The organism is Pseudonocardia bannensis, assembly GCF_012911875.1.
In the GTDB taxonomy this organism is placed as follows: Bacteria; Actinomycetota; Actinomycetes; order Mycobacteriales; family Pseudonocardiaceae; genus Pseudonocardia; species Pseudonocardia bannensis.
Genome location: NZ_JAAXKZ010000009.1, coordinates 25,611 through 48,570 on the forward strand (window position 1 = coordinate 25,611; position 22,960 = coordinate 48,570).

General features: G+C 73.5%; 19 protein-coding genes and 1 pseudogene. 13 read left to right on the top strand and 7 right to left on the bottom strand.

The window, feature by feature from the left end:
- Positions 1–5 precede the first annotated feature (5 nt).
- From tatC to HF519_RS04335, 4 genes are all read left to right on the top strand, one after another.
- Positions 6–1,016 (top strand): twin-arginine translocase subunit TatC, encoded by a 1,011-nt coding sequence (gene tatC, locus HF519_RS04320; RefSeq protein ID WP_438826379.1) that lies wholly within the window; start codon positions 6–8, stop codon positions 1,014–1,016.
- 170 nt (positions 1,017–1,186) lie between these two features.
- Entirely contained in the window at positions 1,187–3,952 is a 2,766-nt protein-coding gene (locus HF519_RS04325) for a DEAD/DEAH box helicase (RefSeq protein WP_169410318.1), read from the top strand.
- A gap of 101 nt (positions 3,953–4,053) precedes the next feature.
- Positions 4,054–4,719 carry a DUF4333 domain-containing protein gene (locus HF519_RS04330; protein ID WP_169410319.1) on the top strand — a complete coding sequence of 222 codons (666 nt, stop codon included), beginning with the start codon at positions 4,054–4,056 and terminating at the stop codon, positions 4,717–4,719.
- A gap of 55 nt (positions 4,720–4,774) precedes the next feature.
- Positions 4,775–6,007: a GNAT family N-acetyltransferase gene (locus HF519_RS04335; protein ID WP_169410320.1), complete on the top strand. Its 1,233-nt coding sequence runs from the start codon at positions 4,775–4,777 to the stop codon at positions 6,005–6,007.
- Positions 6,008–6,017: 10 nt separating this feature from the next.
- Here HF519_RS04335 and HF519_RS04340 read toward each other — a convergent pair whose 3' ends face one another.
- A complete protein-coding gene (locus tag HF519_RS04340; RefSeq protein ID WP_169410381.1) occupies positions 6,018–6,989 on the bottom strand; it encodes a 5'-3' exonuclease in 972 nt (323 codons plus the stop codon).
- A 103-nt stretch (positions 6,990–7,092) separates the two neighbouring features.
- On the opposite strand from HF519_RS04340, the gene HF519_RS04345 reads away from it, so the two are divergent.
- Entirely contained in the window at positions 7,093–8,220 is a 1,128-nt protein-coding gene (locus HF519_RS04345; protein WP_169410321.1) for a M24 family metallopeptidase, read from the top strand.
- Positions 8,221–8,262: 42 nt separating this feature from the next.
- Here HF519_RS04345 and HF519_RS04350 read toward each other — a convergent pair whose 3' ends face one another.
- On the bottom strand, positions 8,263–9,324 hold the full coding sequence (locus HF519_RS04350) for a GDSL-type esterase/lipase family protein (RefSeq protein ID WP_312859893.1): 1,062 nt from the start codon (positions 9,322–9,324) through the stop codon (positions 8,263–8,265).
- A 250-nt stretch (positions 9,325–9,574) separates the two neighbouring features.
- Between HF519_RS04350 and HF519_RS30930 the strand changes: the two genes are divergently transcribed.
- The 5 genes from HF519_RS30930 (at position 9,575) to HF519_RS04375 (ending at position 15,307) form a co-directional block, all read left to right on the top strand.
- Entirely contained in the window at positions 9,575–9,763 is a 189-nt protein-coding gene (locus HF519_RS30930) for a PspC domain-containing protein (protein ID WP_169410323.1), read from the top strand.
- A gap of 170 nt (positions 9,764–9,933) precedes the next feature.
- Complete coding sequence (locus HF519_RS04360; RefSeq protein ID WP_169410324.1) at positions 9,934–11,499, top strand: amidohydrolase; 1,566 nt, start codon at positions 9,934–9,936, stop codon at positions 11,497–11,499.
- A gap of 363 nt (positions 11,500–11,862) precedes the next feature.
- Positions 11,863–12,666 carry a PIG-L deacetylase family protein gene (locus HF519_RS04365; RefSeq protein WP_169410325.1) on the top strand — a complete coding sequence of 268 codons (804 nt, stop codon included), beginning with the start codon at positions 11,863–11,865 and terminating at the stop codon, positions 12,664–12,666.
- A gap of 237 nt (positions 12,667–12,903) precedes the next feature.
- Positions 12,904–14,547: an apolipoprotein N-acyltransferase gene (lnt, locus tag HF519_RS04370; protein ID WP_169410326.1), complete on the top strand. Its 1,644-nt coding sequence runs from the start codon at positions 12,904–12,906 to the stop codon at positions 14,545–14,547.
- A complete protein-coding gene (locus HF519_RS04375; RefSeq protein ID WP_169410327.1) occupies positions 14,540–15,307 on the top strand; it encodes a polyprenol monophosphomannose synthase in 768 nt (255 codons plus the stop codon). The genes lnt and HF519_RS04375 overlap by 8 nt, the downstream gene beginning before the upstream one ends.
- Positions 15,308–15,400: 93 nt before the next feature.
- On the opposite strand, the gene HF519_RS04380 is transcribed toward HF519_RS04375, so the two are convergent.
- The 4 genes from HF519_RS04380 to ligD form a co-directional block, all read right to left on the bottom strand.
- Complete coding sequence (locus HF519_RS04380; protein WP_169410328.1) at positions 15,401–15,742, bottom strand: RNA polymerase-binding protein RbpA; 342 nt, start codon at positions 15,740–15,742, stop codon at positions 15,401–15,403.
- 325 nt (positions 15,743–16,067) lie between these two features.
- Positions 16,068–17,390 carry an MFS transporter gene (locus HF519_RS04385; protein ID WP_169410329.1) on the bottom strand — a complete coding sequence of 441 codons (1,323 nt, stop codon included), beginning with the start codon at positions 17,388–17,390 and terminating at the stop codon, positions 16,068–16,070.
- 55 nt (positions 17,391–17,445) lie between these two features.
- Entirely contained in the window at positions 17,446–18,255 is an 810-nt protein-coding gene (locus HF519_RS04390) for a glycerophosphodiester phosphodiesterase family protein (RefSeq protein ID WP_169410330.1), read from the bottom strand.
- Positions 18,256–18,281: 26 nt separating this feature from the next.
- A complete protein-coding gene (gene ligD / locus HF519_RS32680) occupies positions 18,282–20,213 on the bottom strand; it encodes a non-homologous end-joining DNA ligase (protein WP_169410331.1) in 1,932 nt (643 codons plus the stop codon).
- Between the two features lie 117 nt (positions 20,214–20,330).
- Between ligD and HF519_RS04400 the strand changes: the two genes are divergently transcribed.
- The 3 genes from HF519_RS04400 to HF519_RS33495 all read left to right on the top strand — a co-directional run bounded on the left by HF519_RS04400 (position 20,331) and on the right by HF519_RS33495 (position 22,509).
- A complete protein-coding gene (locus HF519_RS04400; RefSeq protein ID WP_169410382.1) occupies positions 20,331–20,528 on the top strand; it encodes a (2Fe-2S)-binding protein in 198 nt (65 codons plus the stop codon).
- 133 nt (positions 20,529–20,661) lie between these two features.
- Positions 20,662–21,147, top strand: a complete 486-nt coding sequence (bfr, locus tag HF519_RS04405) for a bacterioferritin (RefSeq protein WP_169410332.1) — start codon at positions 20,662–20,664, stop codon at positions 21,145–21,147.
- A gap of 1,116 nt (positions 21,148–22,263) precedes the next feature.
- A complete protein-coding gene (locus HF519_RS33495) occupies positions 22,264–22,509 on the top strand; it encodes a hypothetical protein (RefSeq protein ID WP_169410333.1) in 246 nt (81 codons plus the stop codon).
- Between the two features lie 209 nt (positions 22,510–22,718).
- Here the strand turns inward: HF519_RS33495 and HF519_RS33500 are convergent.
- A pseudogene (locus HF519_RS33500) lies at positions 22,719–22,898 on the bottom strand (bifunctional nuclease family protein); the annotation flags it as partial.
- Between the last annotated feature and the right edge of the window lie 62 nt (positions 22,899–22,960).

A 22,960-nucleotide genomic window follows, 5' to 3' on the forward strand; every position in this document is an offset into this window, starting at 1 on the left:
CCGCGGTGGCCACCTCTGCACTGGGCCGGTTGCTTCCGGGCCGCCGCAAGTCCCGCCGGACGAAGTCCCCCGACGGGACGATGACGCTCATCGAGCATCTCTACGAGCTGCGCAACCGGCTCGGGATCTCCCTGATCGCGATCGTCGTGACGACGGTCTTCGGCTACATCTGGTTCGAGGTCGCACTGTTCGGCGTGCCGAGCCTGGGTGCGCTGCTCAAGGACCCCTACTGCTCACTGCCCCCGTCCTCGCGTGCGGTGTTCACCGCGGACGGTTCCTGCACGCTGCTCGGCACCGGGCCGTTCGACCAGTTCGCGCTGCGCCTCAAGGTCGGCGCGACGGCGGGTGTCGTCCTGGCCTGCCCGATCTGGCTGTACCAGCTCTGGGCGTTCATCACCCCGGGCCTCTACGCCAAGGAGCGCCGCTTCGCGCTGACCTTCGTCTCGGTCGCGGCCGTCCTGTTCGTGGCCGGCGCCGTGCTGGCGTACTTCGTGGTGGCACAGGGCCTGTCCTTCCTGCTGACGATCGGCAGCGAGGTGCAGACCACCGCGCTGAGCGGTGAGGCCTACTTCGGGTTCGTCATCGCGCTGCTGCTGATCTTCGGGGTGAGTTTCGAGCTACCGCTGCTGGTGGTGATGCTCAACCGCGTCGGGGTGGTGTCCTACGAGCGCCTGCGCACGTCCCGTCGTGGGTTGATCTTCGGCCTGTTCGTGTTCGCGGCGATCGCGACGCCGGGCCAGGACCCGATCTCGATGATCGCGCTGGCGGTCGCGTTGACGATCCTGTTCGAGTTCGCGATCCAGCTGGCCCGGCTGCACGACCGGCGCAAGGCCAAGCGGCGCGCTGCGGAGGGCTGGGACGACTGGGATCCGGACCAGCCGTCACCGATCGACACCTCGCCCAGCGTGCTGGACACCTCGCCCTCGAAGATCGACATCTTGCCGTCGCCGAGCCCCTCGCCGGTCGACCCCGGTCGCCCGGAGGACACCCTGCGGCGCTTCGACGACGTCACCTGACGACACCCGACGCGCTACGGCCGTCGCCGCACCGCTCGCCGGGCCGCCGGCCGGTCGTTCCGGCGAGGATGATCGCCGGGTCGTACCCGAGGGGCCCGGGGGCGGCGCCCGCACCGACAACGTGACGGGTACGACAGGTGGCGGCGTCCAGGGTGTGGAAGCCTGGAGGTGTGGCCAGCAGCTCTCCGGCTCCCGCGCAGGCCTACGCCGCTGCGAAATCTCGCGTCGCTCGTCCGCGACTGACCGAGTTCGTCGCGGGCCTGCCATTCGAACTCGACGGTTTCCAGCGTGCCGCCTGCGACGCTCTCGAAGGCGGACACGGGGTCCTGGTGTGCGCACCGACCGGCGCGGGAAAGACCGTCGTCGGCGAATTCGCCGTGCACCTCGCCCTCTCCCAGGGGCTCAAGTGTTTCTACACCACGCCGATCAAGGCGTTGTCGAACCAGAAGTACGCCGACCTGGTCGAGCGCTACGGCAGTGACGCGGTCGGCCTGCTCACCGGCGACACCAGCGTGAACGGCGACGCCCAGGTGGTCGTGATGACCACCGAGGTGCTCCGCAACATGATCTACGCCGGTTCGCCGGCGCTGGAGCACCTCGGCTACGTCGTGATGGACGAGGTGCACTACCTGGCCGACCGGTTCCGCGGTGCGGTGTGGGAGGAGGTCATCCTCCAGCTGCCCGAGCACGTGCAACTGGTCAGCCTGTCGGCGACGGTGAGCAACGCCGAGGAGTTCGGCGACTGGCTCGTCACCGTGCGCGGCGACACCGCCGTCGTCGTCGACGAACATCGGCCGGTCCCGCTGTGGCAGCACATGATGGTCGGCAACCGGATGCTCGACCTGTTCGCCGGCGAGGACGCCGCCGGTGAGCTGCAGGTCGACCCCGACCTGGTCCGGCACACCCAGGAGCTCGACCGGCAGAGCTCGATGGCGGTGTGGGACCGCGGGTCCCGCCGCGGCCGCTCCGGCCCGCCGCGGCGCAACGTCGGGTACCGGCCGCCCTCGCGGATCACGGTGATCGACCGGCTGGACCGGGAGGGGCTGCTACCCGCGATCTTCTTCGTGTTCAGCCGCGCCGGCTGCGACGCCGCCGTGGGGCAGTGCGTCCGGTCCGGGCTGCGACTGACCACCGACGCCGAGGTCGCCGAGATCCGGCGCATCGTGGAGAAGCACACCGGCGACCTGCCGCAGGCCGACCTCGGTGTGCTCGGCTACTGGGAGTGGCGCGAGGCGCTCGAACGGGGCATCGCCGCGCACCACGCCGGCCTGCTGCCGGCGTTCAAGGAGACCGTCGAGGAGCTGTTCGTCAGGGGCCTGGTGCGCTGCGTGTTCGCCACCGAGACCCTCGCCCTGGGCATCAACATGCCGGCCCGCACCGTCGTGCTGGAGAAGCTGGTCAAGTACAACGGCGAGTCGCACGTCGAACTGACCCCCGGGGAGTACACCCAGCTCACCGGCCGGGCCGGGCGCCGCGGCATCGACGTCGAGGGCCACGCCGTCGTCATCTGGCAGCCCGGCGTCGACCCGGTGAAGGTCGCCGGTCTCGCCTCGACCCGCACCTACCCGCTGCGCAGCTCGTTCCGGCCCGGCTACAACATGGCCGTCAACCTGGTCGGGCAGCTCGGCGTCGAGGCCGCCAGGCAGCTGCTGGAGTCCTCGTTCGGGCAGTTCCAGGCCGACCGCTCGGTCGTCGGGCTCGCCCGGCGCATCGAGCGCAACAACGAGGCCCTGGCCGGATACGCCGAGTCGATGAGCTGCCACCTCGGCGACTTCGCCGAGTACGCCGCGCTGCGGCGGAGGGTGTCGGACCGGGAGAAGACGCTGAGCCGTCAGGGGGTGTCCGAACGCCGGGAGGCGGCGGCGGACTCGCTGCGCGCGCTGCGCCCCGGGGACGTCATCGCGGTGCCCGGCGGCCGGCGTTCGGGGCTCGCGGTGGTGCTCGACCCCGGCGTCAACGGCAACGACGAGCCGCGCCCCCTGGTGCTGTCGGAGGACCGCTGGTCCGGGCGGCTCTCGGCGGCGGACTTCCCGACGCCGGTCGAGCCGCTGGGCCGGATGCGGCTGCCCCGGCACGTCGACCACCGCTCGCCGCAGGCCCGCCGGGACCTGGCCTCGACGCTGCGCAACACCGGCATCCAGGCGCCGACGCAGCAGCGCCGGCGCGCCCGGGGCGCGGCCGTCGACGACCCCGAGCTGGCCACGCTGCGCCGGGCGCTGCGTGCCCACCCCTGCCACGGCTGCACCGACCGCGAGGCGCACGCGCGCTGGGGTGAGCGCTACAACCGGCTGGAGCGCGAGACCGAGCAGCTGCGCCAGAAGGTGCGGGCCACGACGCACTCGCTGGCCCGCGCGTTCGACCGGATCCGGGCGCTGCTGAGCGAGCGTGGGTACATCGGCGGCCCGGACGGTGAGGAGATCACCGAGCACGGTGAACGGCTGGCCCGGTTGTGGGGCGAGTCCGACCTGCTGGCCGCCGAGTGCCTGCGCAACGGCGTCTGGGAAGGCCTGGAGCCCGCCGAGCTGGCCGCGGTGGTGTCCGCGTTGGTCTACGAGTCGCGCCGGGACGACGGACCGATGCCGCGGGTGCCCTCCGGGCCGGTGTCCGAGGCGCTCGCCGACACGATGCGGATCTGGTCGGATCTGGAGGCCGACGAGCGGCGCCACAAGGTGGACCGGACCCGCGAGCCCGATCTCGGGTTCGCCTGGCCGATGCAGCGGTGGGCCCGTGGCGAGTCGCTGTCGCAGGTGCTGGCCGCGGCGAGCCAGAACGGTCACGAGCTCTCGGCCGGCGACTTCGTGCGCTGGTGCCGGCAGGTTCTCGACCTCCTCGACCAGATCGCCGGGGTCGCCGGCCGGAGGACCCCGGTCGGGCGGTCGGCGACGCAGGCGGTAGCGGCGATCCGGCGCGGAGTGGTCGCGGTCGGCGCGGTGTGACGTCCCCGGTCCTCATGGGTGATCGACGTGCCGGTACCACTGCCCCCGGTGTCACCGCTGTGCTTTGATCGCCGGACCAGCAGGCACGAGGAAGGTCGGCGATGAGCACCCCCCAGGGCCCGAACCCCCCGCACGGCAACCCGTCCGAGCAGGGCGCCACCGGCCCGTCGGGCTCGGTGGACCGGCCCACCGACCAGCCCACGTGGGGTCAGCAGCCGCCCGGCGGCTGGGGGCAGCCGGGCGCCGATCCCGCCGGTCAGCAGAGCCGGGACCCCCAGCAGACGACCGTGTGGGGCCAGCCGGGCTGGGGCGACCAGCAGGCGGCCACGCAGCAGAACTGGGGCCAGCCGGCGTGGGGTCAGCAGCCGCAGGGCTGGGGTCAGCAGCCGGCCGCCGAGCAGCAGTGGGGCCAACCGGGCTGGGGCCAGGGCACCCAGCAGGCCCCCGCCGGGGGCGGGAAGAGCCCGCTGCCGTGGATCGTGCTCGCCGCGGTCGTCGTGGTGCTCGGTGTCGTCGGCGTGGTCGGGTTCTGGAAGCCCGGCTACTTCGTCGATCGGGTGTTCGACCAGGCGGCGCTGCAGAGCGGCGTCGAGCTGATCCTCACCCGTGACTACGGGCACGAGGTCTCCGGCGTGAGCTGCGCGGCGAACATCGAGGTGGCCACCGGCACCACCTTCACCTGCGACGCGACCGTCGACGGCGAGCGGTTGAAGGTGCCGGTCCGGGTCACCAGCGACGGCGGCGACTACGAGGTCGGCCGGGTCTGACACCGGTCCGCGATCGGGCGGCACGCACCCGGGGGCGTGGTCGAGAATCCCGACCGTGCCCCTCGACCCGATCGCCGTAGCCACCCTTCCCGCCGACGAGCTGCGCGCCGCGCACACCCTGTTCGCCAGGGCCCTGCACCGCCGGCCGGTGACCGACGACGGGTGGTCGTGGACGGAGCGTTCCTACGTTCCCGAGCGCACCGTCGGCGTGCACGTCGGCGGTGCGCTTGCCGGCACCGCGACCTCGTTCCCGACCCGGACCGCGGTGCCGGGCGGCGCCGCGCTGCCCACCGCGGCCGTGACCAGGGTCGGGGTGCGGGCCGACCACACCCGGCGCGGGCTGCTCTCGGCCATGATGCGTCACCAGCTCGCCGACGCCGCCGAGCGCGGGGAGGTGCTGGCGACCCTGCGGGCCAGCGAGACCCGCATCTACGGCCGCTTCGGCTACGGGGTGGCCAGCCGGGGCCGCACCGTACGGGTACGGGCCCGGGGCGCCGGCTGGCGCGCCGGTGCCCCGGCGGGCGGGACGGTGCGGCTGCTGGACCCCGACGAGGTCGTCTGCACGCTCGCCGCGCTGCACGACCGGCTGACCCTGCGCCGCCCCGGCGCGATGACGCGCCCGGACGGCTGGTGGTCGGTCCAGTACGGGCGGCGCCTCGCCGACCGAGAGCCCGTGCAGGTCGCCGTGCACGCCGGAGCGGACGGCGACGACGGATTCGCCGTGTGGACGATCCGGGAGTCCGGCGCCGGGTTCGGGGAGAACACGGCCCGGCTCGAGGACCTGCACGCGGCCGACGCCGGGGCGGTCGCCGGGCTGTGGCGGTTCCTGCTCGGGCTCGACCTGCTCGTCGACGTCGAGGGTTGGCTACGCCCGCTCGACGAGCCGCTGGAACTGCTGCTCGCCGACCCGCGGGACTGCACGACCACCGCGGTCGCCGACGAGACCTGGCTGCGGCTGGTCGACGTCACGGCCGCGCTGGACGCCCGCGCCTGGAGCCCGGCGGATCCCGTGCTGCTCGCCGTGCACGACGCGGTGCTGCCGCGCAACGCCGGGATCTACCGGATCGGCCCCGGCGGCGTCACGCGGCTCGACGGCGAGACCAGGCTGCACCTGGAGCCGCAGCTGGAATGCGACGTGGCGGCGCTGTCCATGGCCTACCTCGGTGACCGGACGCCGTCGGAGCTGGCCGGGAGCGGGTGGTGGCGGGTGCACGACGCGGCCGCCCTGAACCGCGCGGACGTGCTGTTCCGGACCACCGCGACCCCGTGGTGCGGCACGTTCTTCTGAAGCGGGCGGGTCAGCGGCGCAGCGCGGCGGTCAGCCGGCCCACCGAGGTGCCCAGCCCCCACCGCTCCGCCAGCGACGCCAGCCGCTCCGGGTCGGCGGGCTCGGCGGGCAGCGCGTCGGGACGGTCCAGCCGCACCGGGGCGTCCTGCGCCACCCGGACCACCGGTTCCACGACGGCCAGGTAGCCGGCCGCGGCGGCCAGCTTCGTGCGCACCGGGGCGCTGAGCCGGGAGTCGGTGCGGTCCAGGACACCGGCCTGCAGGTCGGCCCACGAGTCGAACCGCGAGACCAGGGTGGCCGCGGTCTTGGCGCCGACCCCGGGAACGCCGGGCAGGCCGTCGGAGGGGTCGCCGCGCAGCATCGCGAGCTCGGCGTAGGCCTCACCGGCCCGGCTCACCGGGACCCCGTACTTCTCCGCGACCTCCACCGGGCCCAGCGTCTCCGCCTTGGCCAGCCCGCGGCCCACGTAGATCAGCCGGACCGGGGTCGGGGAGTCCCGGACGACCTGCATCAGGTCGCGGTCGCCGCTGACCACCTGCACGGCGTCGTCGCGCTCGGTGGCGGCGAGCGTCCCGATCACGTCGTCGGCCTCGTAGCCCTCGGCGCCGCCGGTGGCGATCCCGACCGCGTCGAGCACCTCGAGCAGCACCGGGACCTGCGGGGCGAGGGTGTCGGGGACCTCCTCCGGGATGCCGGCGGGCGCGCCGGCCAGGGCCGAACCGCCATTGCCGCCGCCATTGCCGCCGTCGTTGCCCGCCACGCGGTGCGCCTTGTACGACGGCAGCGCCTCGACCCGGAACGCCGGGCGCCAGTCGAGGTCCAGGCAGGCCACCAGCCGGGTGGGACGCCGTTCGGTGACGAGGCGGGCGACCATGTCGCAGAACCCGCGAACGGCGTTGACCGGAGTGCCGTCCGGGGCGGTCACCGACTCCGGTACCCCGTAGTAGGCGCGGAAGTACAGGCTCGCGGCGTCCAGCAGCATCAGCGACGCGGGTGGCAGGGTCACGGCCGCACAGCTTGCCAGGTGCTCGCGCCCCCCGGCGACCCGCAGGATCGCTCCTCCCGAGCCCGAATACCCTGCCGGTATGACTTCGGCCGTCCCCACCGCGCTGCTCGCCGACCGCCTCCGCCGGGCCGGTGAGGTCGCCGCCGACCAGGGCGTCGACCTGCTGCTGGTCACTCCGGGAACCGACCTGCGGTACCTGATCGACGCCGACGGCGAGTCGCACGAGCGGCTCACCTGCCTGATCGTGCCGGCCGCCGGGCACCGTGCGCCGCCCGCTCTGGTGGTACCGCGGCTGGAGGCACCGGGTCTGGCCGGGCTGCCGCTCGACGACCTCGGCGTCGAGGTCGTCACCTGGACCGACGGCGAGGACCCGTACCTGCTGGTCAGCGACCTCGCCGGCGGACCGGTCCGGATGGCGGTGGCCGACTCGATGCCGGCGCGTCACGTCTTCGGCCTGCGCGACGCGTTCCCGGACGTGGCGCAGACGCTGGCCGGACCGGTGATCCGCGAGCTGCGGATGCGCAAGGACGCCGCGGAGGTGGCGCAGCTGCGCGAGGCGGGTGCGGCGATCGACCGGGTGCACGCGCGCATGGGCGAGTTCCTGCGGCCGGGACGGACCGAGGCCGAGGCCGGCGCCGACATCAGCGCGGCCATCGTCGCCGAGGGCCACACCTGCGCCGCGTTCGTGATCGTCGGCTCCGGGCCGAACGGCGCGAGCCCGCACCACGACGTCTCGGACCGGGTGATCGAGCGCGGCGACGTCGTCGTGGTCGACATCGGCGGCCCGCTGCCCGGCGGCTACTACTCCGACTCCACCCGCACCTACGCGGTGGGGGCCGAGCCGTCCGCCGCGGTGCGCGAGACCTACTCCGTGCTGCAGGCTGCCCAGGAGCGCGCGGTGCAGGCCGTGCGGCCGGGGGTGACGGCGCAGGACATCGACGCCGCGGCCCGGGAGCCGATCACCGAGGCCGGGTTCGGCCCGCAGTTCGTGCACCGCACGGGCCACGGCATCGGGCTCGACGTCCACGAGGAGCCCTATGTCGTCGGCGGCAACGCGCTGCCGCTGGAGCCGGGCATGGCGTTCAGCGTGGAACCGGGCATCTACCTCGACGGCCGGTGGGGTGCCCGGATCGAGGACATCGTCGTGGTGACCGAGACCGGCCACGAGCGCCTGAACAACCGTCCCCGAGACCTCACCGTCCTCTAGCCCGGCCACCGGCCCGCGACACCGAACGCGGGACGGGAGCGGTCAGGCGGCGGCCGGGGCCGGGGCGGCCGTCTCGGCGTGCAGGCGGCCGTCCGGGCCCACCAGGCAGGCCGCACGCCGGTCTCCGCCGCGGACGAACTCGCCCAGGCAGCCACCGATCTGCGCGTGCCCCGTCGCGCTGGGATGGAACGACTCCTGGAACAGGTGCAGGCCGATCGCGTCGAGCCTGCCGTACACCAGGGCCCGCGGATCCACCGTGATCCGCCGCTGCCACTCCGCGTCCCGCGTGGGCCGGCTGCACGCCTCGTAGCCCTCGGTGGCACGGGACAGGTCGAGGAACCGGACGCCGGCGCGGTCGGCGACCGCGGCCAGCGTCGCGGACAGCTCGGGGAACAGGGCCGTGCGGCCCCACTCGGCGTCGGCCCGGCTGTACGGGCAGCCCTCGACCCCGTGCAGCGGGCCCATCTTCTCGGTGATGGGGGAGGCGTAGGAGGCGAGCACGAAGGCGTACGCCGCGTCGGCGTATCCGGCCCGGCGCATCGCCGCGCGCACGTCGGCCACCGCTGCCTCGACCTTCGGCGCGAGCGCGGCCATCCGCTCCGCCAGGCGCGGCCCGATCGTGTTGCGGCAGGGCCCGACGGTCGGGTCGACGAACGTGCGGATGCAGGCGACCGCGGTGGCGGTCAGCGCGACGTCGTCGTTCGCGCCGATCTGCAGCGTCACCGCCGTGACCCGGTGGCGGGTGGCGACCTCGACGAGCCGCTCCGCCTGCGAGCCCTCGGTGTGCTGGGTCGACGTGCCGAACCGCACCTGCGTGGTGTCGGCCCCGGAACAGGCGAGGTTCACCGATGCGTCGGCCAGGCCGGTGTGGTGCACGTATGCGGCGGGCGAGCGGTGGCACCAGTTGCCGTTCTCGCCGCGGGTGCCCGGCTCGTAGTCCTCGGCGCCCTCCCCGGACGCGGTGCTGTCGCCCAGCGCGACGACGGCGGTGGGCCGCGGATCCGCGGCCGGTCGGGCGGCGGCCGGGACGGCGCTCAGCAACCCGGCCGCGAGGCCGGCGGCGAGCACGGCGAGTACGGCGAGGACACGACGGGCTGCGGGCACGGGGCTGACGCTAACCACCTCCCACGCGGCTGAACAGGACACTCACCGTGTCCTGGGGACAACTCCGGCGCGCCCCACCTCCGGGAGCAACCCGACATCACCGTGCGCCACCGGAGATCATCCGTCCGGCCGAACGATCGGCTCCGGGGAACCCCGAGATCGTCTCCGGACGTTCACCGAGGACAGGCCCTCCCGGACACGGGAGAGTGGAGTTCAGCGGCGAGATCCGCCGCTCAGGAAGGAGCCATCGGTGGCATCGACCCTCACCCGTCCCCGGCACGGGAAGGTCATCGCCGGCGTCTGCGCCGGTCTGGCGGAGCGTTTCGGCTGGAACCCCAACATGGTCCGGCTGGCGTTCCTGCTGTCCTGCCTGCTGCCCGGCCCGCAGTTCATCCTCTACATCGTGCTGTGGGTGCTCATGCCCAAGCGGCCCTACTGACCGGCGTCCGTCGGGTGCTCGACGAGGCCCGCTCGCCGCGGCCACCGCATGATCATCGGTTCCGGGATATCCGAGGCACCGGTGCAGCAGGTGTCCCGATTCTGCTGACCACGCGCGGGCGGGCCGGACAGGGCGGGCCACCGGAACGCGCAGTGCGGTAGACCTGAGCGGTGACCCGTACCCTGCTGATCGGCGTCCGGGTGCTCGACCCGGCCGCCGGCCCCGCGACCTCCGCGTGCGAGACGGTCGACGGGCGGATCAGCTGGATCGGCTCGGCTGCCGATGCCCGTGAGCGGGCCCGCTCCGGCGACCCCGTCGAGGTTCACACCTACGACGGGGCCGTCGTCGCGCCGGCGTTCGTCGACGCGCACGTCCACACCACCGCGTCCGGACTGCTCGTCGACGGGCTCGATCTCACGTGCGCCCGCTCGCCGCACGACGTCCTCGACGCGGTCGCGGCCCGGGCCGCGACCCGGCCCGGCACGGTGATCTGGGGCCACGGCTGGGAGGACAACCGCTGGTCCCCGGCCCGGCCACCGACCCGCACCGAGCTCGACCGGGCGGCCGGTGGTGTCCCGGTCTACCTCAGCCGCATCGACGTGCACTCCGCGCTGGTGTCCTCCGCGCTGCTGGACCGGGCCGCGGCGGCGGTCGGTGCGCCCGGCTGGTCGGCCGACGGTCCGCTGTCCGCCGACGCCCACCACCACGTGCGGCGGGCCGCCCTCGCCGCCATCGACCCCACCCAGCGCCGCGCCGCGCAGCGGGCGTTCCTCACCGACGTGGCCGCGCGCGGTGTTGCGGTCGTCCACGAATGTGCCGGGCCGGACATCTCCGGCCACGAGGACCTGGCCGGCCTGCTCGTGCTCGACACCGGCGTCGACGTGGTCGGGTACTGGGGCGAACCCGTCGCGACCGCCGCGCAGGCCCGGGAGCTGCTGGCGGCGACCGGCGCCCGCGGCCTGGCCGGGGACCTGTTCGTCGACGGTTCGCTCGGGTCCCGCACCGCCGCGCTGCGCGCCCCGTACGCCGACGCCCCCGGATGCACCGGCAACCGCTACCTCGACGCCGCGGCCATCGGCATCCACCTCGCCGCGTGCTCCGCGGCCGGGGTGCAGGCCGGCTTCCACGTGATCGGCGACGCCGCCGCCGACCTCGTCCTCGACGGGCTCGCCGAGGCGGCCCGCATCGTCTCCCCGGCGACCGTGCGGGCCGCACGGCACCGGCTCGAACACCTGGAGATGGTCGATCCCGATCAGGCGGCGCGGCTGGCCGCGCTCGGCGTGGTCGCGAGCGTGCAGCCCGCCTTCGACGCGGCGTGGGGCGGGCCCACCGGGATGTACGCCGCCCGGTTGGGCCCGGCGCGGGCGGCGGCGATGAACCCCTTCGCGACGCTGCACGCCGCGGGGGTGAGCCTGGCGTTCGGCTCCGACTCACCGGTCACCCCGGTCGACCCGTGGGGCACGGTGCGCGCCGCGACCGGGCACACCCGTCCCGCGTCGGCGGTCGGCGCTGACGTCGCCCTGGGTGCCCACACGGCCGGCGGGTACCGCGCGGCCGGGGTCGACGACCCGGTGGCCGGGCGGCTGGTGGTGGGCGCGCCGGCGAGCTACACGGTGTGGGACGGTGCCGGCCCGCTGGACGGGGTCGCCGCGAGCCCGAGGTGCCTGCGCACCGTGCACCGGGGCCGGGTGCTGTTCGAGGCGGCGACGGACCGGCCGAGCGTCCGGCCCGCCTGATCGAGGTCCGGGCGCCGGCAACCGGGCCACCGCGGTTCCGGCGTCTCGAGCGCTGATCGTCTCGCCGGGGCGTCGGCGCCCGGTGCGCACGGCCCGGCCCGACCGGTGGCTCCCGTCGCGGAGGCCGGCGACCGCGGCCGGCGCCGCCTTCGGGGGTCTGCCCCACCCGGTCCGGGGGCCACCGGTACCCCGGGACCGGCCCGACCTGTGGCACCATTGCCCTCGTGATCGACCGGACCAGCCGCCGCCCGCTCGCCGGGTGCTGCTGTCCGGGGTGTCGTCGCAGCTGTCGCTGTCACAGCTGACCACCCCGGACCCGTCCATCCTGCCGCCCCGGCGGCCCACACCGTCTGCGATCACCTCATGATCAGTGCGCCCGACCTCCGTGGTCACACCGTTCTCGCCCTGCACGCCCACCCCGACGACGAGGCGATCTTCACCGGCATCACGCTGCGCCGGCTCGCCGACGCCGGGGCCCGGATCGTCCTGGTTCTCGCCACCGGCGGTGAGCTGGGGGAGTCCCGGGTGCCGCTGGCGCCCGGCGAGACCGTCACCCGCCGGCGCATCGCCGAGCTCGAGCGCTCCGCCGCGCTGCTCGGGGTGTCCCGGCTGGTGTTGCTCGGGCACCGCGACTCCGGCCTGCCGGGCCGGCCCAGCGCGTCGCACGCCCGGGCGCTGGCCGCCGCCGACCCGCTGGCCCTGGCCAGCCGGCTCGCGGAACTGGTCGCCGCCGAGGGCGCGGGCACCGTGATCCACGACGACGAGCCCGGCATCTACGGCCATCCCGACCACCGCGCCGCGGGCCGCATCGGCGCGATCGCCGCCGAGCTGACCGGCGCGACGAGCTACCGCATCACCGTCGACCGCGAGCACCTGCACGTGAGCGCCCGCGGGGCCCACCTGGTGCACGGTGCGGCCGACGCCGCCGCCGTCGGGTACGGCCGGGTCACCGCCGAGATCACGCTCGCGATCGAGGGCGACAGCGCGCACCTGGCCGCCAAGCGGGCCGCGATCACCGCGCACGCCAGCCAGGTCGACCCCGGTCAGGTCCCGGTCGGGGAGTTCGCCGCGGCCTACGGCTACGAGTGGTTCGTGCGCGAGGGCGGGCCGGGGGTGCTCGACCTGCTCGGCAACGCGCACCTGCTGGCCGGTGCGGCGACGGCCTGATCGGCGCGCCGCGACGAGCCGGGCCGGCACGGCTTCGAGCCCGCGTGGGCGGCTGCCGAACCCGGTCCGCACCGGTCTCGAACAGCGAGATCCAGTAGCGGCAGGCTCGGTCCAGGATCTCGCGGCCGCCCGGGCCCGCTCAACGCGAGCGGTGTCCGGTGGCGCAGGGTGAGGCCCGTCCCGGGGGGATGTCCGGCGGCCGCGATGGGCCCCGGTAGGCGACCGTAGGCTGCGGGAGTGGCCGCACCCACCGTCGACCCCGCCGCGGAGCCCACACCGGCCGCCCGCCCGTCCGCACGCAGCCGGCTCTCGTTCACCGCGCGCCTGCTGGCCGCGGCCACCGCGGGCGGACTGCTCTACCTCAGCTTCCCGCCACGCACCCTGTGGTGGCTGGCGCCCCTCGCGTTCGCCCTGCTCGGCACCGTCCTCCGGGGTGCGCGCGCCCGCGCCGGTCTCGGCTACGGGGTGCTGTTCGGGCTCGGGTTCCTCGTCCCGCTGCTGAGCTGGACCGGCGGGTACGTCGGCCCGCTGCCCTGGCTGGTGCTGGCGGCGTTCGAGGCGCTGTTCCTCGGCGTCGCCGGTGCCGGGATGGCCGTGGTCTCGCGGCTGCCCGTAGCGCCGCTCTGGGCCGCCGCGGTGTGGGTCGTCGGCGAGGCCGTCCGCGGCCGGGTGCCGTTCGGCGGTCTCCCGTGGGGCCGGGCCGGGTTCGGCCAGCCCGACGGCCCGTTGCTACCGGTCGCCGCCGTGGGTGGCGTCCCGCTGCTGTCCTTCGTCACGGTGCTGGCCGGGCTCGCGCTCGCCGAGACGGTCCGCCGGCTCGTCCGCCCGGAGCCAGGCACACCACGACGCGCCGCGGTGCTGCCCGCCGGGCTGGTGATCGCCGCCCTGCTCGCCGGCCCGCTGGCGGCGCTGGTACCGGCCACCCGCACCGGCCCGGACCGGGCCGTCACCATTGCGGCGGTCCAGGGCAACGTTCCCCGCCTGGGCCTGGACTTCAACGCGCAGCGCCGGGCCGTGCTCGACAACCACGTCCGCGAGACCGAGCGGCTCGCCGCCGACGTCGCCGCGGGCCGCGCCCCGCGCCCCGATCTGGTGATCTGGCCGGAGAACTCCAGCGACATCGACCCGTTGCGCAACGGCGACGCGGCCGCGCAGATCGACCGGGCCGCCGCCGCCGTCGGGGCGCCCGTTCTGGTGGGCACGGTCCTGCTCAACCCCGACGGCCGGACCACGAGCAACTCCGCGCTCGTGTGGGCGGCCGGGGCCGGTCCCGTCGAGCGCAACGACAAGCGCCGGGTCCAGCCGTTCGGGGAGTACCTGCCGTGGCGGTCGTTCTTCTCGCTGTTCTCCAGCTACGCCGACCGGGCCGGCTACTTCGTACCCGGGCCCGGGCCGGGGGTCGTCTCGATGGCCGGCGTGCCGGTGGGGGTGGCCATCTGCTGGGAGGTCGCGTTCGACGACCTGGTCGCCGAGAGCGTCGCGGCCGGGGCCACGGTGCTCGCCGTGCCGAGCAACAACGCCACGTTCGGCCTGTCCGAGATGACCTACCAGCAGCTTGCGATGTCCCGGGTTCGGGCCGTCGAACACGACCGCTCGGTGATCGTGGCGACCACCAGTGGGGTGAGCGCGACGATCACGCCCGATGGAACGGTCACAGCCGGCACGGGGCAGTTCGTGCCCGGAACCCTGGTCGGTCCGACCGTCTTGCGCAGCACCACTACGCTGGCAACCCGGTTGCGGTCGGTGCCCGAGTGGGTGCTGGCCGCATTAGGGGTGGCGGCGGTCGGTGTTGCGGGCCTCGGGGCCCGGCGCGGCCGCGGGAGGCCCGGTTCGGCGCCCGCGGCCCGACGGGACCAGGCAGGAGAGAACGAGGATGGCTGAGCCCATGGGGCCAGTGCTGGTGGTGATCCCGACCTACAACGAGCGGGACAACCTCGGTCCGATCGTGGGGCGGTTGCATGCCGCGGTCCCCACCGCCGATGTCCTCGTCGTGGACGACGCCAGCCCCGACGGCACCGGTGAGCTGGCCGACGAGATGGCCGCCGCCGATCCCCGGATCCGGGTCCTGCACCGGACCGAGAAGGCCGGGCTCGGCGCCGCCTATCTGGCCGGATTCGGCGTCGCGCTGCAGGGCGAGCACCAGGTCGTCGTCGAGATGGACGCCGACGGGTCGCACGCCCCCGAGGACCTGCCCGCCCTGCTGGCGGCCCTGTCCGACGCGGACCTCGTCCTCGGCTCCCGGTACGTCGAGGGCGGCGAGGTGCGCAACTGGCCGGCGCACCGGCAGTGGCTCTCCCGCGGCGGGAACCTGTACTCGCGCCTCGCGCTGGGGGTCGGCATCCGCGACATCACCGGCGGTTACCGGGCGTTCCGGCGGCAGGTCCTCGAGGAGCTCGATCTCGGTGAGGTCGCCTCGCAGGGCTACTGCTTCCAGGTCGACATGGCGTGGCGTGCCGTGCAGGCCGGGTTCCGGGTGCGCGAGGTGCCGATCACCTTCGTGGAGCGCGAGCGCGGGACGTCGAAGATGAGCGGCGCGATCGTGGGCGAGGCGCTGTGGCAGGTGACCCGCTGGGGGTTCGCGCACCGGTTCCGCCGTCTCCGGCGCGACCAGCCGGTCACCGAGGACCGGGCCGGCGCCTGACGGCGCGTCGGCCGGACACGGTCAGGACACGACGAAGAAGCCGGGCCCCACGGGAGGTGGCCCGGCTTCTTCGACGTTCGGTGTGTCAGGAGATCAGGCGATCTCCGCGCGGCGCTCGCGCAGGAGCTCGAGACGCTCGGAGAGCAGCTCCTCCAGCTCGGCCACCGAGCGGCGCTCCAGGAGCATGTCCCAGTGCGTGCGCGGCGGCTTGGCCTTCTTCTCCTCGGGCTCAACGCCGTCGATCCGCTTACCCATGCCACCTTGCGGCGACTCCCACGTGGCCGGCGCCTCGGCGTCGTTGGCGAAAGGCACCTCGAACTCATGGCCGTTCGGTGACACATAGCGGACGATCTGCCGCGGCGCGAGGTCGTGGTTGCGGTCGGTCTCGTAGCTGACAGCCCCGAGCCGGCTGCCACGGAGCACGCGGTCGGCCATGCGTCATCCTCCCGTTCACAATGCCGAGGGAGCCTCCCTCGACGTCACAACATCAGTACGGGGTGTAACGTCTGCGGAGCAGCCGTCATTCCCGCCGAAGGGTTGACCACTGACGGTGTCGGCTTCGCAGTCGACACCGGGTTCGTGGCCGCCCCGACTGGTGAGTGTCCCCCATCTAGCCCCCTCGCACACGCGCATGTGACGTGTCAGCCAGATGTGAGTTAGGTCACCACTCGCGCGCGAGCTGTTTACATGAGCGCCGAATGCGCGTAACCGAGCCGCCCCGGCCGGGCTCCCGGTCATAGGGCGCGATCCGGACGAGCGGTCACGAGTCGGGTGCCGGGGGCCGGACGGGCCACAGCGCGACCAGCCCGGCGGCGAGCACGATCAGGATGCCGACGATGCCGGCGCGGTCCGAGCCGAACAGGAAGGTGAACAGCCCGACCAGGGTCGGCGCGAGGAACGACACCGCGCGTCCGGTGGTCGCGTACAGGCCGAACATCTGGCCCTCCTGTCCGGGCGGGGTCAGCCGGGCGAGGTAGGTGCGCGAGGAGGACTGCGCCGGTCCGACGAACAGGCACAGGCCGAGACCGAAGATCCAGAACGCGGTCGGGCCGGACAGGAACAGCAACACGACACCGCAGACCAGCATGCCGACCAGCGAGCCGACGACGACCGCCTTCGGCCCGGCCCGGTCGTCGATCCGGCCGGCGAGCAGGGCGCCGATGGCCGAGACGACGTTCGCCACCACCCCGAAGACCAGGACGTCGCCCGCAGCGATCCCGTAGACGGTCACCGCCAGCACCGCGCCGAAGGTGAAGATCGCGGCCAGCCCGTCGCGGAACAGCGCGCTCGCAGCCAGGAAGTACACGGTGTGCGGGTTCGCCCGGTAGAGCTCCCGTAGATCGGTGAACAGCCGCCGGTAGGAGGCGGCCAGACCGAGCCGGGCAGCCCGGTCGGGCCGCGGCGGCGACTCCGGGACCGCGAACAGCAGCGGCAGCGCGAACAGCGCGAACCAGGCGGCGGCGACCAGCGCGACCAGCCGGATGTTGAGCCCGCCCTCCGTGCTCACCCCGAGCAGGCCGCGAGTCGGGCCCTCGCCGGCGATGAGGCCGACGTAGACCGCGAGCAGCGCCACGATGCCGCCGAAGTAGCCCATCGCCCAGCCGAACCCGGAGACCCGGCCGATGGTGTGCGGGGTGGAGACCTGACGCAGCAGCGCGTTGTAGGACACCGACGCGAGCTCGAAGAAGATCGAGCCCAGCGCCAGCAGCACCAGACCCAGCCACAGGTAGGTGTACTCGTCGCGGACGGCGAACAGCCCGGCCATCGCGACGACGACCAGCGCCGTCCACACCCCGACCGAGCGACGCCGCCTGCCCCCGTCGGCGCGCTGACCGATCACCGGGGCGAGCAGCGCGATGAACAGCCCGGCGATGCCGAGCGACCAGCCGAGCCAGCTGTTCGCGCTGATGCCACCGGGCAGGTCCGCGCCGACCGAGTCGGTGAGGTACACGGAGAAGACGAAGGTGAGGATGACGGCGTTGAACGCGGCCGATCCCCAGTCCCACACCCCCCAGGCCAGAACCTGCCCGCGGGTGGCAGGCGCGTCGACGGTGTCCCCGGTCGACGCAGCAGCGGTGCTCACGGCGCGACTGTAGCGGCGGGACCGGCGGTCCCGGGCCCTCACGCCGCGGCGGACCTCAGGCCGCCCACTCGCCGCGGTCGTGGAGCAGGTCGCGGAGCAGATCGGGACGATCGGAGATCAGTCCGTCGGCGCCGAGGTCGAGCAGCTGGCCCATCTCCGCCCGGTCGTTCACGGTCCACACGTGGACCTCACGGGCCGAGGCGTGCGCGACGCGTAACAGGTCGGAGTCGACGACACGCAACGCCCCGAAGTGGTGCGGTAGCTGGGCGAGCCCGCCGTGCACCGGGGGCAGCACCGGCAACCCCGACAGTGCGCCCAGCGGGCCGGGCAGCGCCTCGAGCCAGGCCCGGCTGCGCAGGCCGAACGCCGAGGTCTGGGCCATGGAGGTGAGCAACCGGTCGCCGCCGCCGGCGCGGGCCCGGCGCAGCCAGCGTTCGTTGTAGCCGCCGATGCAGACCCGGTCCCAGGCGTTGGTGCGCTCCAGCACCGCGAGCGTCGGGAGCACGACCGCGTCGGACTTCAGCTCGATCGTGATGCGGGTGTCGGGCAGCTCGGTGAGCACCTGTTCGAGCCGTGGGATCGGCTCGCGCCCGCTGACCCGGGCCCGTTCGATCTCCGTGGCGGGCATCCGGGCGAGTGCGCCCCGGCCGTCGGTGGCGCGGTCGAGGGTGCGGTCGTGGTGCACCATCGCGACCCCGTCGGCGCTGGCGTGCACGTCGAGCTCGAGGTAGGAGAACCCCTCGTCGACGGCCCGGCGGAACGCTGCGAGCGTGTTCTCGCAGCCGGCGAGCTCGTCGATGTGCCAGCCGCGGTGGGCGTAGGCCCGCGGGTAGGGGCCGTCGAAGTACGGGTGCACAGGTTGCACCCGAGCAGCGTGCCAGCCCCGGTCGATCAGGGGCGACGGGGGAGGTGGGATCGAGCAGACGGATCGGTGAACAGCGGGGCGAGCAGGTCGCCGTGCTCGGCCAGCCGGGCGGGGATGTCCGGGATCGTGAAGACGAGATCGTCGGGGCGCCGGCAGCCGCGCACCTCGTCCCAGGTCAGGGGCGTGGCCACGGTCGGGCGGGCCCGCCCACGCAGCGAGTAGCTGGCGATCGTGGTCTTCGCCGGGTTGTTCTGGCTCCAGTCGACGAACACCTTTCCGCGCCGGCGTGCCCTGGCCATCACCGCGGTGACCTTCTGCGGCCACTCCGCTTCCAGCCGTTCGGCGACATCCCGGGCGAACTCGGAGGTCTGCTCGGCGCGCGAGACCTGCACGGGCAGGTAGAGCTGCATCCCCTTGCCGCCGCTGGTCCGCGGATAGGCCTCGAGGTCGTCCTCGGCCACCAGCTCGGCGATGCGCTCGGCCACCCGGCAGCAGTCGACGATCGTCGCCCCCTCCCCGGGGTCGAGGTCGAAGACCACCAGGTCGGGCGTGTGCCGCCCGCCGCGCGGACCGACCGTCCACTGTGGGACGTGCAGCTCCAGCGCGGCCAGGTTGGCAGCCCAGGCGAGGCCCTCGACGTCGTCGATGAGGGGGAAGTCGGCGGTCTCCGACCGCCCGCCGGGGGTCCCGACCCGCGCCGTGCGGATCCAGTCGGGGGCATGACGGGAGACGTCCTTCTCGAAGAACGACGACTTCTCCACGCCGTCGGGCCAGCGCACCATGGTCACCGGACGGTCCCGCAGGTGGGGCAGGATGACGTCGGCGACGGTCCAGTAGTGCTCCAGCACGTCCGCCTTGGTGGTGCCGGTCAGCGGGTACAGCACCTTGCCCGGGTTGGTCAGCTTCGCCCGCCCGACGCCCCCGGTGGCCCGCTCGGCCTGCTGCGGGCGGGGCTCGCGCGGAGCAGGCGGGGCACCGGTCGGGATCTCGACCCACTCCTTGGTGCGCCCGGGGGTGTAGGGCGAGTCGCCGCGTTTGGCGATCACCGCCGGCAGGCCCTGCTCGGCCGCGGCGGTGAGGACCTCCCGGCCGCCGCCGGGGTAGACCGGCGCGAGCCGCCAGTGCGGGCCCTTCAGCGGCAGTTCCTCGAGCAGCGCGCGGCGCTCCCGGAAGGGCAGCTCGGAACAGTCGCGGCCGTCGAGATGCAGGATGTCGCCGATCCACAGCTTCGCCGATCGTGGCGGGTCGTCGGCGAGCTCGCCGTCGAGCAGCACCTGCGTCGCCCCCAGCGACGGGCCCAGCTCCCGGAGCTGGGGGAGCTCGGGGGTGAGGTCCGCGCCGTCGGCGTCGGTCACCCGAGCCCGGCCGCCCTCGACCCGGACGATCACCCGTTCACCGCCGAAACCGATCTGCAGCCACCAGCCGTCCCCGGCCGGCAACCGGCCCCCGGCGGGCAGCATTGGGGCGGCGTCGCGGGGGAGCGGGGCCCGATCCGGCCTCGGATCGGATCGGCGCACCAGCCAACCGTCCCGGCGGTCACCGTCGGTGCGGATGAAGACGTAGCGGCCGTCCGCCCGCTCACCGTGCAGCACGACCGCGACCTCGCGGTCGGACCATTTCTCGACGTCGTAGTCGCCGTGGTCCCAGATCGTCATCGTGCCGCCGCCGTACTCGCCGGCGGGGATCTCGCCGGAGAACTCCAGGTACTCCAGCGGATGGTCCTCGGTGCGGACCGCGAGCCGGACCGTGCCGGGTTCGGTGGGCAACCCCTTGGGCACCGCCCAGGAGACGAGGACGCCGCCACGCTCGAGGCGGACGTCCCAGTGCAGCCGCCGCGCGTGGTGCTCCTGAATCACGAATCGATGGTCACCGGCCACGCTGGGTGACGGATCGCCGTCCGGGACGGGCTCGGGTGTGCGCCGCGGATCGCGTTTGCGGCGGTACTCCTCGAGGGGCACTCGGCCAGGTTAAGGCCCGGCGGGGCGGAGGGTCGGAGGAGCCGGGTTCGCACTCTTGTGTGAACCCCGATCGGCTGGCAGCATAGCCTCACCTAAGCACGATGAAGGGTGACCTTGATGTACGTGTGCATCTGCGCGGCCGTGACAGAGTCCCAGCTCCGATCCTGTATCGACGGGGGCGCTCGGACGGTCGAGGAGGTCGGCGATGCCTGCGGCGCCGGCACCGGCTGCGGTGGCTGCATGAACAGTGTCGACGTGTTCCTGGCTGCGGCGAACAGCCCATCGGACCTGGCCGGACTGCCGCTCAGCGCCTGATCCGACCGGCGCGTAGATCAACGCCTGAGGCCCGCCTAGCCTTTCCAGAGTCCGTCCTTCCTATTGGCCTCCCTGCCGTCGCCGCTACGGTCTGTGTTTCCCCATCGGACCGTTCGACAAGGCGAGGGTCAGCATGCAGGGCGATCCCGAGGTCATCGAGCTGCTCAACGAGCAGCTCACCAGCGAGCTCACCGCGATCAACCAGTACTTCCTGCACGCCAAGATGCAGGCCAACTGGGGCTATACGAAGCTCGCGTCCCACACGCGCGACGAGTCGATGGACGAGATGCGGCACGCGGAGAGGATCACCGACAGGATCCTGTTCCTCGAAGGCCTGCCGAACTACCAGCGGCTGTTCCAGCTGCGCATCGGGCAGACCGTCCGTGAGCAGCTGCAGGCCGACCTGGCCGTCGAGCTCGAGGTGGTCGAGCGGCTGCGGCCCGGGATCACGATGTGCCGCGAGAAGCGCGACATCACCACGGCCAACCTCCTCGAGGAGATCCTCGCCGACGAGGAACACCACATCGACTACCTCGAGACGAACCTCGAGCTGATCGACCGTCTCGGCGAGCAGCTCTACCTCGCGCAGCTGGTGGACCAGCCGCCGAAGCCGGGCTGAGCGGGCTTCTCCGGTCGGCCTCCGGGACCGCATAGCTAGGGATCAGGGTGGGCTTTGGGCCATCAGCGATCCTGTCATAACGAATGCCGGCTGGGGCGCCGAACGCCAGGGGGAGCGCCCCGCCGGTCGATACCCAGCGGCGTCCGGGCCTCCCGGGCGAGCTGCCCGGTCGCGGCGCCCCGGCGGCGCGGGGCCGTGGCCACCCTGGTGAGCCTCCAGGCGTAGGTGATGGAGCCTCGACCCGAGCGAGCCGGCGGACTGGTCGCGCGGTGCGAGGGACCCCGGTGCGGGGCCGCGCCGGGACGGGCCTCAGACGGTTCGACCAACGGCGCTCTGGTGACCCGTGGCAGCCTGTCATCTGCCGGATCGCCGTTCGCCTCCGCAACTCTGCGTCCCCCTCGCATGGCCGGCGGGGGTGACGGGCTTGTCATAACGAGTGCGTCGGGTGCCCGGGTTGCCTCGGGAGGCAGAGGGCGGCGTTCGAAGATGGGTTCGAGCCATCACCGACCCGAACAGTGCCGGCCCGGCTGATACCGACGACCTGGAGCGCCTGACCATGGCTGAGGTGTCCACACTGATCGAAGCATTGCAGGAGCGCGCCGGCCGCGGTGGCTGAGCCCCGCTCGGCGGATGATTCTGCCGAGCCGATAATCGATGTTATGACAGTTATCGATCCCCCGCCCACGGGCTCGGACTGCCCGCGCGCCTGATTGCTGCAGGTGTCCTGAGGACTGACCGAGGTCGACACGGCATCGCGTGCAGGCGGCAGCCCGCCGGCCGCACGGGCATCCCGCTTCCTCGTCTGCGATGGCTGCCGCGAACCCGTCCCGGCGAACGCATCCGAGAGCGCACTCCGGTCCCGGGCCGAACCCGGGCGCGAGGCCGCGGGCGTCGCCGAGACCGTTCTGGGACCAGTTGTGCGGTCTGGTCGTCCTGGCGGGTCGGAACGGCCGGACGGCGCTGGTGCTCGGAGGTCGACGCCGCAGAGATATCGGGCTGGCCTGGGGGGATGGACCGGCCCGACGGAATTGGCTCCGGGAAGTCGGCTTAGCTGCGCAGCCCGTGCGGAACATCGATGCACATGGAGCCGTCCTCGTCGCAAGGAAGGATCGCGAGATGGGCCGAGTGAACACGCCCCTGGATGTCGACCCACTGACCACCGTCATCGGGATCCGCGGCACGCCGTACGCGTGCCCGAACATCCCCACCGTGGACCACCACATCGCCGGTCTGTACACGCGGATCGAGCGCGCCGGCACGAGGTTCCCGGACCTCGTCGAGGAGTACTGGACCGAGATCGATCTGCTGCTCGATCGCCGGATGTGGTTGGAGCTGAACGCGGAGATCAGCGGTGCCGCCTGACGGCCCCCGGGAACATCACGAATGCGCCGCCGGCTGCTCCACCGGCGATCGCGCTGGTGGGTCGAGCTCGCGAGAGCGACGGGCTCTCCGAGTTGAGCGAGGAGAAGTGGTGCAGACCAGCACAGGCCCGACGATCTCGACGCGGATCCGCCCGCCCGGACGGAACGCCGGACGAATCCGGCTCGTGGCCGGGCCGGGCCGGGAGTGCGCAGAGCGTGGGCCTGGGGCCGGGCAGGCTTCACACCCTGCTGCTCGAGAGCGATCGCGGTGGCTTCCACCGAGCCGATCCAGATCGGCAGGTAACGATCCCCACTGGTCTCCCTCAACAGGAGGATGGGCTGGTTCGCGGGCAACTCGACCCTGACACCCACGACGCGCATCTCACTCATGCGCCCGCCTCCTCACCCATCTGCCGTCCGCACTCCGCTCGTTCCGGGGCTCGTCTCGAACT